This is a genomic window from Streptomyces ipomoeae 91-03, from assembly GCF_000317595.1.
Classification (GTDB): Bacteria; Actinomycetota; Actinomycetes; order Streptomycetales; family Streptomycetaceae; genus Streptomyces; species Streptomyces ipomoeae.
In genome coordinates, this window is sequence record NZ_AEJC01000097.1 from 17,456 (window position 1) to 30,630 (window position 13,175).

Annotated in this window: 8 protein-coding genes and 1 pseudogene; 3 read left to right on the forward strand and 6 right to left on the reverse strand. The window is 69.6% G+C overall.

The window, feature by feature from the left end:
- Window positions 1–20: 20 nt before the first annotated feature.
- Window positions 21–5,228 (forward strand): family 43 glycosylhydrolase, encoded by a 5,208-nt coding sequence (locus STRIP9103_RS06265; protein WP_009301102.1) that lies wholly within the window; start codon window positions 21–23, stop codon window positions 5,226–5,228.
- Window positions 5,229–5,394: 166 nt separating this feature from the next.
- Complete coding sequence (locus STRIP9103_RS06270; protein ID WP_009301072.1) at window positions 5,395–6,396, forward strand: LLM class flavin-dependent oxidoreductase; 1,002 nt, start codon at window positions 5,395–5,397, stop codon at window positions 6,394–6,396.
- On the opposite strand, the gene STRIP9103_RS06275 is transcribed toward STRIP9103_RS06270, so the two are convergent.
- The 5 genes from STRIP9103_RS06275 to STRIP9103_RS06295 all read right to left on the reverse strand — a co-directional run bounded on the left by STRIP9103_RS06275 (window position 6,320) and on the right by STRIP9103_RS06295 (window position 11,745).
- On the reverse strand, window positions 6,320–7,240 hold the full coding sequence (locus STRIP9103_RS06275; RefSeq protein WP_048819796.1) for a lysophospholipid acyltransferase family protein: 921 nt from the start codon (window positions 7,238–7,240) through the stop codon (window positions 6,320–6,322). The two genes, STRIP9103_RS06270 and STRIP9103_RS06275, sit on opposite strands and share 77 nt — an antisense overlap.
- Before the next feature lie 4 nt (window positions 7,241–7,244).
- On the reverse strand, window positions 7,245–8,015 hold the full coding sequence (locus STRIP9103_RS06280; RefSeq protein WP_009301092.1) for a GNAT family N-acetyltransferase: 771 nt from the start codon (window positions 8,013–8,015) through the stop codon (window positions 7,245–7,247).
- Between the two features lie 354 nt (window positions 8,016–8,369).
- Window positions 8,370–9,116, reverse strand: a complete 747-nt coding sequence (locus tag STRIP9103_RS06285) for a succinate dehydrogenase/fumarate reductase iron-sulfur subunit (RefSeq protein ID WP_009301094.1) — start codon at window positions 9,114–9,116, stop codon at window positions 8,370–8,372.
- Complete coding sequence (locus tag STRIP9103_RS06290; RefSeq protein WP_009301065.1) at window positions 9,113–11,071, reverse strand: fumarate reductase/succinate dehydrogenase flavoprotein subunit; 1,959 nt, start codon at window positions 11,069–11,071, stop codon at window positions 9,113–9,115. Before STRIP9103_RS06290 ends, STRIP9103_RS06285 begins: the two co-directional genes overlap by 4 nt.
- Window positions 11,072–11,073: 2 nt before the next feature.
- Window positions 11,074–11,745, reverse strand: a complete 672-nt coding sequence (locus tag STRIP9103_RS06295) for a succinate dehydrogenase (protein ID WP_048819800.1) — start codon at window positions 11,743–11,745, stop codon at window positions 11,074–11,076.
- A 147-nt stretch (window positions 11,746–11,892) separates the two neighbouring features.
- Here STRIP9103_RS06295 and STRIP9103_RS06300 point away from each other — a divergent pair, with 147 nt between their 5' ends.
- Entirely contained in the window at window positions 11,893–12,777 is an 885-nt protein-coding gene (locus tag STRIP9103_RS06300; RefSeq protein WP_009301082.1) for a LysR family transcriptional regulator, read from the forward strand.
- 45 nt (window positions 12,778–12,822) lie between these two features.
- On the opposite strand, the pseudogene STRIP9103_RS49785 reads toward STRIP9103_RS06300, so the two are convergent.
- A pseudogene (locus STRIP9103_RS49785) lies at window positions 12,823–13,175 on the reverse strand (hypothetical protein); the annotation flags it as partial.

Below are 13,175 nucleotides of genomic sequence, written 5' to 3' on the forward strand. Positions count from 1 at the left end.
TCTCAGCAGGGAAACTCCATATGACCTATATCGCACGCCTGCGCGGCCGAGCGAGACGCTGGGCGGGGCCGTTCGCCGGCCTGACCGCCGCGTCGCTGCTCCTGGGCCTCGCAGGTCCGACCGCGCCCGCGTACGCGGCGGACACCGCCGAGATCACCGACGGTCTGGCCCTCTGGTACAAGCTCGACGCCACCTCCGGCACCACCGTCGCCGACGCCTCCGGCCACGGCAGGAACGGCACGGTGAACGGCACCGCCGGCTGGTCGGGCACCGGTCAGGGCCTCGCCTTCAACGGCTCCGACACCTACATCAAGGTGCCGAACGATGTCATGAAGGGCATGAACTCGATCAGCGTCTCCATGGACGTACTGATCGACGAGTCGCAGTCGACCCCGTACTTCATCTACGGCTTCGGCAACTCCAGCGGCAGCAACGGCAACGGGTACCTCTTCGCCACCGGCAACTCGCTCCGGACCTCCATCGCGACGGGCAACTGGTCGACCGAGCAGACGACCAGGCCCTCCGACTCGCACAACCTGACCCGCGCGGTCTGGAAGCAGCTCACCTACACGCAGACCGGCAACACGGGCGTGCTGTACGAGGACGGCGTGGAGGTCGGCCGCAACACCTCCGTCACCATCACCCCGGGCGCCATCGGCTCCGGCACCACCACCGCCAACTACATAGGCAAGTCGGTCTACTCCGGTGACAAGCTCTTCAAGGGCAAGATCCGTGACTTCCGGGTGTACGACCGCGCCCTCGCCGCCACCGAGGTCGAGCAGCTCTCGCTCCCCGTGGCCACGCAGGGCGTCGCCGACGACAAGGCCGCCCTCAGCCTGGGCGACACCAGCGGTGTGACCGCCGACCTGACCCTGCCGAAGACGGGCACGGCCGGGGGCTCGTCCATCAGCTGGGAGAGCGACAACACCTCCGTGGTCTCGGACTCCGGCGCGGTGACCCGCCCCGCCGCCGGTGAACCGAACGGCCACGCCACGCTCACGGCGACCCTGAAGAAGGGCACCGTGACCGACACCAAGACCTTCGAGGTCACGGTCCTGCCCGCCTTCGACGACAAGACGGCCACCGAGCAGGCCGCCGAGGCGCTGAGCGTCCACAACCTCGACGACGTACGCGGCAACCTCACGCTCCCCACGGACGGCACCTACGGCACCAAGGTCGCCTGGTCCTCCGCGAACGCTGACGTCGTCGCCGCCGACGGTGTGGTCCACCGTCCCTCGCACGGCGACGGCGCCACCACGGTCGAGCTGACCGCGACGGTCACCAAGGGCGACGCGAAGACGACCCGCGCCTTCACCGCGAAGGTGCCGGAACTGCCGAAGAAGGAAGCCCTCAAGGGCTATATGTTCAGCTACTTCACCGGCGAGGGCACCTCGGACGGCGAGCAGCTCTACTTCGCGCTCAGCAAGGGCAACGACCCGCTGAAGTGGCGCGAGTTGAACGACGGCAAGCCCGTCCTGACGTCCACGCTCGGCGAGAAGGGCCTGCGCGACCCGTTCATCATCCGCTCCCCGGAGGGCGACAAGTTCTACCAGATCGCCACCGACCTCAGGATCTACGGCAACGGCGACTGGGACCGCTCGCAGCGCACCGGCAGCAAGTCCATCATGGTCTGGGAGTCCACCGACCTGGTGAACTGGACCGACCAGCGCCTGGTCAAGGTCTCCCCGGACAGCGCGGGCAACACCTGGGCCCCCGAGGCGTACTACGACGAGAAGCTCGGCGAGTACGTGGTCTTCTGGGCGTCGAAGCTGTACGACAACGCGGCGCACTCGGGCGACACGTACAACCGCATGATGTACGCCACCACCCGCGACTTCTACACCTTCAGCGAACCCAAGGTCTGGGTCGACCGCGGCTACTCGGTGATCGACTCCACGGTCATCCAGCACGGCGGCACATACTTCCGTCTCTCCAAGGACGAGCGGAACAACACCTCCTCCACGCCCAACAGCAAGTTCATCTTCGAGGAGAAGAGCGACTCGCTGCTCGACCTGTCCTGGGACGCGGTCGCCGAGGGCATCGGCAAGGGCGCGATGAGCGCCGCCGAGGGCCCGCTGGTGTTCAAGTCCAACACCGAGGAGAAGTGGTACGCGTTCCTCGACGAGTTCGGCGGACGCGGCTACATCCCCTTCGAGACGACCGACCTCGCCTCCGGCGTATGGACCCCGGCCTCGTCGTACGACCTGCCGTCCAAGCCCCGCCACGGCACGGTGCTGCCGGTGACGCAGGCCGAGTACGACCGGCTGCTGAGCACCTACCAGCCCGACCAGATCGTCAAGAGCGTCGAGGACGTCAAGGTCGAGACGCGCGTCGGTGAGGCGCCGGTGCTGCCCGCCACCGTCATCGCCGAGTCCGCGGACGGGGTCAAGCGGCCCATCGCCGTCACCTGGGCCGACGTCCCGGCGTCGCAGTACGCGCAGGCCGGGACGTTCACGGTCGAAGGCACCCTGCCGGGCGACGCCACGATCGATGTACGCGCCGAGGTCACCGTCTCCGAGGAGGGCCCGGACGTTCCCGCGGACCTGGTCCTGCACTACGACTTCGACGAGACCGGCGGCAACATCGCCCGTGACTCCAGCGGCCACGGCTACCACGGCACCTACGTCCGTACGCCCGACTTCGGGACCGGCGTGGACGGCGGCTCGTTCAAGATGTCCGGCGGCAACAGCAGCTCCAGCTCGCCGTACGTGAAGATCCCGAACGGGGTACTGAAGGACGCCGGTGGCGTCACCGTCTCCACCTACGTCAAGTGGAAGGGCGGCGACAACTTCCAGTGGCTGTTCGGGCTCGGCCCCGACAGCAACAAGTACCTGTTCGCCACCCCCTCCAACGGCGGCGGCAAACTGTTCTCCGCGATCACCAAGGCCACCTGGTCCGGTGAGAAACAGATGATCGGCGGCTCGCGGCTCACCCAGGGTGAGTGGAAGCACATCACCGTCACGCTGAACGGCGCGACCGAGACGGCGATCCTCTACGTGGACGGCGCCGAGGCGGCCCGGGTGAGCGGTGTCACCATCAAGCCGTCCGAGCTGTACGACTCCGCCAAGGACTACTCCGGCTACATCGGCAAGTCCCTGTACTCCCCGGACCCGTACTTCGGCGGCGAGGTCGACGACTTCCGGATCTACAACCGGGCCCTGACGCCCGCCGAGGTCCTGGAGCTCGCCGGCAACACCACCGGCATCGCCGCGGCGACCCACCCGGCGCTCAAGGTGGACGCGATCGTCGACGACAAGGACAGCAAGGTCGTCCTGCCGCTGACCGAGGGCAGTGACGTCACCGCCCTGGCACCGGAGTTCACCCTGGCCCACGGCGCGAGCATCAGCCCCGCCTCCGGCACCCTGCACGACTTCACCGAGCCGGTGGAGTACGAGGTCACGGGCTCGGACGGGAAGAAGCGCACCTGGACGGTCTCGGCGGTCGTCATGAAGAGCCCGGTCCTGCCCGGTCTCAACGCCGACCCGAACGTCGTCCGCTTCGGCGACACCTTCTACATCTACCCGACCACCGACGGCTTCGAGGGCTGGAGCGGTACGCAGTTCAAGGCGTACTCCTCCACCGACCTGGTCCACTGGAAGGACCACGGCGTCATCCTCGACCTCGGACCGGATGTCTCCTGGGCGGACAGCAGGGCCTGGGCGCCGACGATCGAGGAGAAGAACGGCAAGTACTACTTCTACTTCTGCGCCGACGCGAACATCGGCGTCGCGGTCTCCGACTCGCCCACCGGCCCCTTCAAGGACGCCCTGGGCAAGCCGCTGCTGAAGGCCGGTGACTACACGGGCCAGATGATCGACCCGGCGGTCTTCACGGACGACGACGGCCAGTCGTACCTCTACTGGGGCAACGGCCGCGCGTACGTGGTACCGCTGAACGACGACATGGTCTCCTTCGACGCCTCGAAGGTCACCGACATCACGCCCAGCGGCTACAACGAGGGCACCTTCGTCATCAAGCGCAAGGGCACCTACTACTTCATGTGGTCGGAGAACGACACACGTGACGAGAACTACCGGGTCGCCTACGCCACCGGCTCCTCGCCCACCGGTCCCTGGACCAAGCAGGGCGTGATCCTGGAGAAGGACCTCTCGCTCGGTATCAAGGGCCCCGGCCACCACTCGGTGGTCCACGTCCCGAACACCGACGACTGGTACATCGTCTACCACCGCTTCGCCATCCCCGGCGGCGACGGCACCCACCGCGAAACCACCATCGACAAGCTGGAGTTCGACGCCGACGGCCTGATCAAGAAGGTCGTCCCGACCCTGGAGAGCATCGACCCGGTCAGCATCGCCCGCGCCGGGCAGGACACCGAGGGCAAGGAGGGCGACCGGATCGAGCTCGGCGGCACGGTCTCCGGGGCGGGCAGCCCCAAGTGGACCGTCGAGGACGGTGCGCCCTGCGCCTTCGCCGACGCCACCTCCGCGAAGACCACGGTCACCTGCACGGACAACGGCACCTTCACGGTGACCCTGACCGGCGGCAGGAGCAGCGACTCGGCCACCGTGAAGGTCACCAACGCGGCCCCGGCGATCACCTCCGCCGGCGGACCGAAGTCCCCGGTGTCGGTCGGCAAGGGCGCCACGGTCACCGCGGCCTTCGGCGACCCGGGCACCTCCGACACCCACACCTGCGAGGTCGACTGGAAGGACGGCACACGGCCCACCGCCGGCGAGGGCACCGCCTCCGGCTGCCGGGCCGAGCACACCTACACCAAGGCGGGCATCCACCGCCCGGTCGTCACGGTCACCGACGACGACGGCGCCTCGGACAGCACCACGCTTCCCGAGCTGATCGTCTACGACCGGGCGGCGGGTCCGGCGACCGGCGCCGGCACGTTCGCCTCCCCGGCAGGCGCGTATCCGGCGGAGCCGGCGCTGACCGGCAAGGCGGAGTTCTCCTTCTCCGCCAAGTACAAGTGGTTCAGCGCGGTGCCCACCGGGAAGGCGACGCTCGACTTCGGCCGGGGCAAGCTGAAGTTCCGCTCCACCGGGTCGGACTGGCTGGTGGTCACCGGCTCCAAGGCCGTGTACCAGGGCACGGGCACGGTGAACGGCAAGAGCGGGTATGCGTTCCGGATCACCGCCACGGATGGGCCGGACACCTTCCGGATCAAGATCTGGAAGGTGGCTGGGGGTGAGGTGGTCTACGAGAACGTGGAGGCGGCGAAGACGACGGGGATCACCGTGGGTGACAACCGTCGGTAGCACTCTGCGAGGAATTGCGCGACAGGAACTGCCACGACGGGCCCGTAGAACGTCTGCGGGTCCGTCGTGGCTTGTCGCGCCCACGCGGCGGAGCCGCATATCGACACAGCCCCGCGCTCCTTTGGGGCGCGGGGAATCTCCACGGCCCGTAAGTGTTGAACCCCGTGTGACCTCCGTGCTCTCCTCCGTCCGTTTCTCCGTCCTCGACCGTTCTCGTGTCCGTGAGGGCCATGACGCGTCCGAGGCGCTGCGGGACACCGTGCGGCTCGCACAGGACATCGAGCAGCTCGGCTACCACCGGTTCTGGGTCTCCGAGCATCACGGCGTGCCCGGTGTCGCCGGGTCCGCGCCCACCGTGTTGGCCGGTGCCGTCGCCTCAGCCACCCGGGCCATCCGCGTCGGCACCGGCGGGGTGATGCTGCCCAACCACCGCCCCCTGGTCGTGGCGGAGCAGTTCGGTGTCCTCGAATCCCTGTTCCCAGGGCGGATCGACATGGGGCTCGGGCGGTCCGTCGGGTTCACGGACGGTGTACGGCGGGCGTTGGGGCGGGACAAGGACGACGCCGATGACTTCGCGGGGCAGCTGGACGAACTGCTCGGCTGGTTCCGGGGCACGTCCCCGACGGGGGTGCACGCACGGCCCCCGGAGGGCATGGCCGTACCCCCGTTCCTGCTCACCATGGGTGAGGGCGCCTCGATCGCCGCGCGGGCGGGGCTGCCCATGGTGATCGGTGATCTGCGCGACCGCGACAGGATGCGGCGCGGCATCGACCGCTATCGCGCCGGGTTCAGGCCGTCCCCATGGGCCGAGGAGCCGTACGTGGTCGTCTCCGGGACGATCGCCGTCGCCGACAGCCCGGAGCGGGCCCACCGCCTCCTCCTCCCCGAGGCCTGGGCCATGGCGTACTCCCGTACACATGGCACCTTCCCGCCGCTCGCCCCCGCGGAGGAGGTCGAGCGGCGGGTGATGACGGCCAAGGAGCGCGGCCTCTACGAGTCCGGGCTCTCCGGACATGTGTACGGCACCGAGGAGCAGGTCGCGCACGAACTGGAGTCGGTGGTCAAGGAGACGGGTGCCCAGGAGGTCCTGGTCACGACGAGTACGTACGACCGCGAAGCATTGCTGGAGTCCTACGGCCGGCTGGCACGGGTCGCGGGGCTCGGCTGATCCCCACCGGCACCGACGTCTTTCCGTGGCCGCCGTGCGCACCCGCCGCGCAGACGACCAGGTCGTGCGCGTCGGTCACACCGGACTCGGCGGCCCGCGCCAGTGCCCGCCGGTCGAGATGGCTGCCCGGCGCGAGGGCCGGTCGTACCTCGACGTCGGCGACGACACCCCGAGCCGACACCACCCGCCACACCGACGTGAGCAGGGAGTCGTCCCCGACGAAGGCGGGCGCGGTGCTGGCCCCTCCGTCGAGGCGCCGGTAGCGGACGCGTACCGGCTGCACGGGCACGCCCGCGTCGAGCGCGGCCTGGAAGACGGCCCGCCGGAAGTACCCCTGGGCGCGCCCGCACCAGGTGCTGCCCTCGGGGAAGGCGACGACGGCGGCACCGCCGCGCAGTGCCTCGGCGATCCGGGCGACCGTCCCGGGCAGGGCGCGGATGCGGGCCCGGTCGATGAACAGGGCTCCGCTGCGGGCGGTCAGCCGGCCGGCCACGGGCCACTGCCGTATCTCCGACTTGGCGAGCATCCGGGCCGGGCGCACGGCGGCGAGCAGCGGGATGTCCAGCCAGGAGACGTGGTTGGCGACGAGGAGCAGCCCGCCGGTGGGCGCGGCCTCTCCGGAGATCCGTACCCGGACGCCGGAGGCCCGTACGATCCACCGGCACCAGCGCCTGACCGCCCGCGCCGGGATCCTGGCTCCGAGGAGGCTGAGCAGGAGCCCGCCGGCGATCAGGGCCACGACGGCGGTGAGCCGCAGCACCGCGCGCGGTACGGCGGTGACGGACGCGCTCGCCTCCACGCACGCCCCCGGGGTGCAGGGCGCGCTGGGCAGCCAGACGCTCATCGGTTCAGGCCGCCGGTACGAGCGAGAGGAAGTGCCGCAGGTAGCGCTGGTTGACCCGGCGCATCGACAGCAGCACGTACATGTCCGCGACGCCGAAGTCCGGGTCGTGCGCGGGTTCGCCGCAGACCCAGGCGCCGAGCCGCAGATAGCCGCGCAGCAGCGGTGGCAGCTCGGTGCGGCCCTCGGGGGCCTCGCCCTTGGGGACCCAGGGCAGCAGCGGCCGTACCCGGAACTCCTCCGGTGCCAGGTTCTTGGTCCGCACCCGGTCCCAGGTGCCGGCGGCGAGGGCCCCGCCGTCGGCGAGCGGGATGGAGCAGCAGCCGGTCAGCCACTCGTGGCCGCCCTGGACCATGTAGCGGGCGATCCCGGCCCAGATCAGGCTGATCACGGTGCCGTCGCGGTGGTCGGGGTGCACGCAGGACCGGCCGACCTCCACCATCGAGGGGCGGATCGCGTCGAGCGGGCCGAGGTCGAACTCGCCCTCCGAGTACAGCCGTCCGGCGACCGCGGCCCGCTCGGGCGGCAGCAGCCGGTAGGTGCCGACGACCTGTCCGGTCAGCGTGTCCCGGACGAGCAGATGGTCGCAGTAGGCGTCGAAGGAGTCGACGTCCAGCCCCGGCTGCGGCGACGCCAGCAGGGCGCCCATCTCCCCGGCGAACACGTCGTACCGAAGCCGCTGCGCGGCCCGGACGTCTTCCTCACTGCGGGCCAGGGTGACGGTGTAGCGGGTGGGCGCCACGGGCTGCGGCGGGCTGTCGAGGGTGGAGGCGGTCATGGCATCTCCCGGTCACGGGCCGCCTAGGCGGCATCAGGGGCGGACCTGGGGACGTGCGATCCGCCGACCCTTTTTTTCCGACGCCGGCTGACAGCCGAGTGACCACAGCCCGGAGAGTGGATGTGGGAATGCTGAATGCCTGGAACACGGGAAAGCGAAACGGGACCGGGATTTGAGCACCACTCCCGGCCCCGCTCGTCCGCACGTTTCGGCGAACGTCTCAAACTTTTCAACTGGCTTTAACTGCAGCGCGACCCAAAGGGGCGCGGGGCTGTGTCGATTTACGGCTCCGCCGCGTGGGCGCGACCAGCCACAACGCACGCGCAGCTCGAAAGCAACAGACCCCCTACGGCGCTACCGACCGCTCTTCCGAACAGCTCGCAGCCACTCTTTGTTCATATTGGTAATGGACACCAAGGGAATCCCCTTCGGGCAAGCCGTGGCGCACTCCCCCGTCAACGTGCACCCCCCAAACCCTTCCTCATCCATCTGGGCCACCATGTCCAACACCCGGCTCTCCCGCTCGGGCGCCCCCTGAGGCAGGACGTTCAGATGATTGACCTTGGCCGAAGTGAACAACATCGCCGCCCCATTGGGACACGCGGCCACGCAAGCCCCGCACCCAATGCATTCGGCGTGCTCGAACGCGAAATCCGCATCCGGCTTCGGCACAGCCGTCGCATGCGCCTCCGGCGCGGACCCGGTCGGCGCCGTGATGTACCCCCCGGCCTGGATGATCCGGTCGAACGCCGTCCGGTCGACGACGAGGTCCTTCACCACCGGGAACGCCGACGCCCGCCACGGCTCCACATCGATCGTGTCGCCGTCCGAGAAGGACCGCATGTGCAGCTGACAGGTGGTCGTCCGCTCCGGTCCGTGCGCGTCCCCGTTGATGACCAGGGAGCACGCCCCGCAGATGCCCTCGCGGCAGTCGTGGTCGAAGGCCACCGGGTCCTCACCGCGCAGGATGAGTTCCTCGTTGAGCGTGTCGAGCATCTCCAGGAAGGACATGTCGGGGGAGATGTCGTCCACCTCGTACGTGGACATGGCGCCTTCGGCGTCGGCGTTCTTCTGCCGCCAGACGCGCAGGGTGAGCTTCATGCGTAGCTCCGCTGGGTGGGGTGGACGTACTCGAAGACGAGGTCTTCCTTGTGCAGGACGGGAGCCGTGCCGGTCCCGGTGAACTCCCAGGCGGCGGCGTACGAGAACTCGTCGTCCTTGCGCTCCGCCTCGCCGTCCGGCGTCTGGGACTCCTCGCGGAAGTGCCCGCCGCAGGACTCGGCGCGGTGCAGGGCGTCGAGGCACATCAGCTCGGCGAGTTCCAGGTAGTCGACGATCCGGTTGGCCTTCTCCAGGGACTGGTTGAACTCCTGGCCGGTGCCCGGGACCTTGATCCGCCGCCAGAACTCCTCGCGGATCTGCGGGATCCGCTCCAGCGCCTTGCGCAGCCCGGATTCCGTACGTGCCATGCCGCAGAACTCCCACATCAGCTCGCCGACTTCGCGGTGGAAGGAGTCGGGCGTGCGGTCGCCGTCGACGGCGAGCAGCAGGTTCAGCCGGTCCTCGGTCTCGGCCAGCACCTCCTGTACGACGGGGTGTTCGGCGCCGATCGGCTCGCTGTGCGGATGCCGGGCGAGGTAGTCGTTGATGGTCGCCGGAAGGACGAAGTAGCCGTCGGCGAGTCCCTGCATCAGGGCCGAGGCGCCGAGCCGGTTCGCGCCGTGGTCGGAGAAGTTGGCCTCGCCGATCGCGAACAACCCGGGGATCGTGGTCTGGAGGTCGTAGTCGACCCACAGTCCGCCCATCGTGTAGTGCACGGCGGGGTAGATCCGCATCGGCACCTCGTACGGATCCTCGTCGGTGATCCGCTGGTACATGTCGAAGAGGTTGCCGTACTTGGCCTCGACGGCCTTCCGGCCCATGCGCTCGATGGCGTCGGCGAAGTCCAGGTACACGCCCTGCCCGCCGGGGCCGACGCCCCGCCCCTCGTCGCAGACGTTCTTCGCGGCGCGGGAGGCGATGTCACGCGGCACCAGGTTGCCGAAGGACGGGTAGATGCGCTCCAGGTAGTAGTCGCGCTCGTCCTCGGGGATCTGGTCGGCGGGGCGGGTGTCGCCCTTGGCCTTCGGCACCCAGATGCGGCCGTCGTTGCGCAGCGACTCGCTCATCAGCGTCAGTTTGGACTGGTGGTCGCCGGTGCGCGGGATGCAGGTGGGGTGGATCTGGGTGAAGCAGGGGTTCGCGAACAACGCGCCGCGCCGGTGGGCCCGCCACACGGCGGTGGCGTTGGAGTTCATGGCGTTGGTCGACAGATAGAAGACGTTGCCGTAGCCGCCGCTCGCCAGGACCACGGCGTCGGCGAAGTATGTGTCGATGCGGCCGGTGATGAGATCCCGGGCCACGATCCCGCGCGCCCGCCCGTCGATGACGATCAGGTCGAGCATCTCGGTGCGCGGATGCATCTCCACGTTGCCGGCCGCGATCTGCCGCGAGAGCGCCTGGTACGCGCCCAGCAGCAGCTGCTGACCCGTCTGGCCCCGGGCGTAGAAGGTCCGCGACACCTGGACGCCGCCGAAGGAGCGGGTGTCGAGGAGACCGCCGTACTCGCGGGCGAACGGCACTCCCTGGGCCACGCACTGGTCGATGATCTCCACCGAGATCTGCGCCAGCCGGTGGACGTTCGACTCCCGTGCCCGGAAGTCGCCGCCCTTGACGGTGTCGTAGAACAGCCGGTGCACGGAGTCGCCGTCGTTGCGGTAGTTCTTCGCGGCGTTGATGCCGCCCTGCGCGGCGATGGAGTGGGCGCGGCGCGGGGAGTCCTGGTAGCAGAACTGGACGACGTGGTAGCCCTGTTCGGCGAGGGTGGCGCCCGCCGAGCCGCCCGCGAGGCCGGTGCCGACGACGATGACGGTGTGCTTGCGGCGGTTGGCCGGGTTGACCAGCTTGGCCTCGAAGCGACGCCGGTCCCAGCGCTCGTTGATCGGGCCCTTCGGTGCCTTGCCGTCGACGACCGGTTCGCCGGTCGTGTAGTGCGCGTACTCGGAGGCTGTAGTCATGTTCAGCTCACCACTCCGGTCATGACGGCGACGGGTACGGAGACGAATCCCACGGTCAGCACGAGCGCGAGGACGTTCGCGGTGGTCTTCAGGGCGCGGTCGCGGGTGCGGCTGCCGGCGCCGAGGGTCTGTGCGGCGCTCCAGAAGCCGTGCCGGATGTGCAGGCCGAGCGCGAGCATGGCGACGATGTAGATGACGTTGCCGTACCAGGTGGAGAAGGTGTCGATGACGTTCTGGTACGGGTGACCGGACTGGAAGCCGCCCGGGTGGACGGTGCCCGTGGTCAGGTCGAGGATGTGCCAGACGATGAACAGGCCGAGGATGATGCCGCCCCAGCGCATGGTGCGGGTGGCGTAGCTCGCCCGCGGCCTCTTGTGCGCGTACTTGGTGGGCCGGGCCTTGATGTCGCGACGGCTGAGCTGGTAGGCGGCCGTGGCGTGGGCGACGACCGCGACGACGAGGACCACACGGACGATCCACAGGGCCCACTCGTGGTGGAGGAAGGGCTCGCCGAGCGTGCGCAGCCAGTGCGCGTAGCCGTTGAACTCGTCCGAGCCGAAGAAGATCTTGAGGTTGCCCAGCATATGGACGACCAGATAGGCGAGCATGATCAGCCCGCTGACGGCCATGATCGTCTTCTTGCCGAGGGAGCTGTCCCACACCGAGCGCGCCAGGGACGGTTTTCGTTCCGCCCGTTCCGCCCGTTCCGTCCGCGTTGCCAGAGCCATGGGAAAGACGCTAGGACCGCGCCACCCCATCGGTCCAAGACATGAAACAGCTGGATTCGATAGCTGCAGCCTATCGTCCCATATGGTGGAGAGATGCAGTTCCAGCAGCTCCAGTACTTCGTCGCGGTCGCCGAGACCCGGCACTTCACCCGGGCCGCCGAGCTGGTGCATGTCGCCCAGCCCTCGCTGTCACAGCAGATCAAGGCCCTGGAACGGGAGTTGGGGGCGGACCTCTTCCTGCGGGCGCGCGGCAACATCACCCTGACCGACGCCGGTGAGGCGCTGCTGCCGCTGGCCCGCCGCATCCTCGCCGACACCGACACCGCCCGGCACGAGGTGCAGGAGCTGGTGCAGCTGCGCCGGGGCCGGGTCCGGCTGGGCGCGACCCCGAGCCTGTGCACCGGTCTGCTCCCCGACGTGCTGCGCGCCTTCCACGACCGCTACCCCGGCATCCGGCTGCTGATCGAGGAGGGCGGCTCCCACGACCTGGTACGGCAGCTGGCGCGCGGCGCCCTCGACCTGGCCCTGGTCGTCCTCCCGCTGCCCACCCCCTCCCCCGCGCTGACCACGGTCGAGCTGCTGCGCGAGGACCTGGTGGTGGTGTCGTCCCCGGACGCGCCGAGGCCGGGCAACGGCCGCCGTACCGTCCGTATCCCCGATCTGGAGGGCGAGCGCCTGGTGATGTTCCGGCACGGCTACGACCTGCGCGAACTCACGGTCGCCGCGTGCCGCTCCGCGGGGTTCGAGCCGGACTTCGCGGTGGAGGGCGGCGAGATGGACGCGGTCCTGGGCTTCGTCCGCGCCGGCCTGGGTGTCGCCGTCGTCCCCCGCATGGTGGCGACCCGCTCCGGGCGCGGCCTACGGGTGACCCCGCTGGCCCGTCCCGGTCTGCACCGCACGATCGCCCTGGCCCACCGCAGCGATGTGGCTCCGCCGCGGGCGGCGCGGGAGTTGCAGCGGATGTTGCTGGAGCGGTGAGGGGCGGTTCTGCCGAGGATCAGCGGTGCGGGCCTCTTCCGAGGATCAGCGGTGCAGGCCCCGGTGCCGATCCGACGGTCCCCTGTCCCGCAGATACGCGACGATCCCGGCGGCGGCCGTGAGGCCGAAGGCCGCCCACCAGGGCAGCAGGAAGATCGTCAGCACCAGCACGATCGCCGCGGCCGAGAGGGTTTCCGCCAGACCGACCCTTGGTCGGGCCGGCCGTGACGTGCTCGCCCGGGTCCGCGCGGGCTGCGGCGGCACGGCAGGACTCGCCGCCTCACGACCCAGCCATGAGGGGGTGCGCGGCGGCTCGGGCGGTTCCGGGGTCTCGTGGGCCGGGGTGGGACGCGGGGTGTCCACCCGAGTGGGTGGATGGACCGGTCGGGGACGGGACG

Bases quoted from the DNA above. Each gene is read 5' to 3' on its own strand.
- STRIP9103_RS06265 (WP_009301102.1), top strand. From the start codon at position 21: ATGACCTATATCGCACGCCTGCGCGGCCGAGCGAGACGCTGGGCGGGG.
- STRIP9103_RS06275 (WP_048819796.1), bottom strand. From the start codon at position 7,240: ATGAGCGTCTGGCTGCCCAGCGCGCCCTGCACCCCGGGGGCGTGCGTG.
- STRIP9103_RS06280 (WP_009301092.1), bottom strand. From the start codon at position 8,015: ATGACCGCCTCCACCCTCGACAGCCCGCCGCAGCCCGTGGCGCCCACC.
- STRIP9103_RS06285 (WP_009301094.1), bottom strand. From the start codon at position 9,116: ATGAAGCTCACCCTGCGCGTCTGGCGGCAGAAGAACGCCGACGCCGAA.
- STRIP9103_RS06290 (WP_009301065.1), bottom strand. From the start codon at position 11,071: ATGACTACAGCCTCCGAGTACGCGCACTACACGACCGGCGAACCGGTC.
- STRIP9103_RS06300 (WP_009301082.1), top strand. From the start codon at position 11,893: ATGCAGTTCCAGCAGCTCCAGTACTTCGTCGCGGTCGCCGAGACCCGG.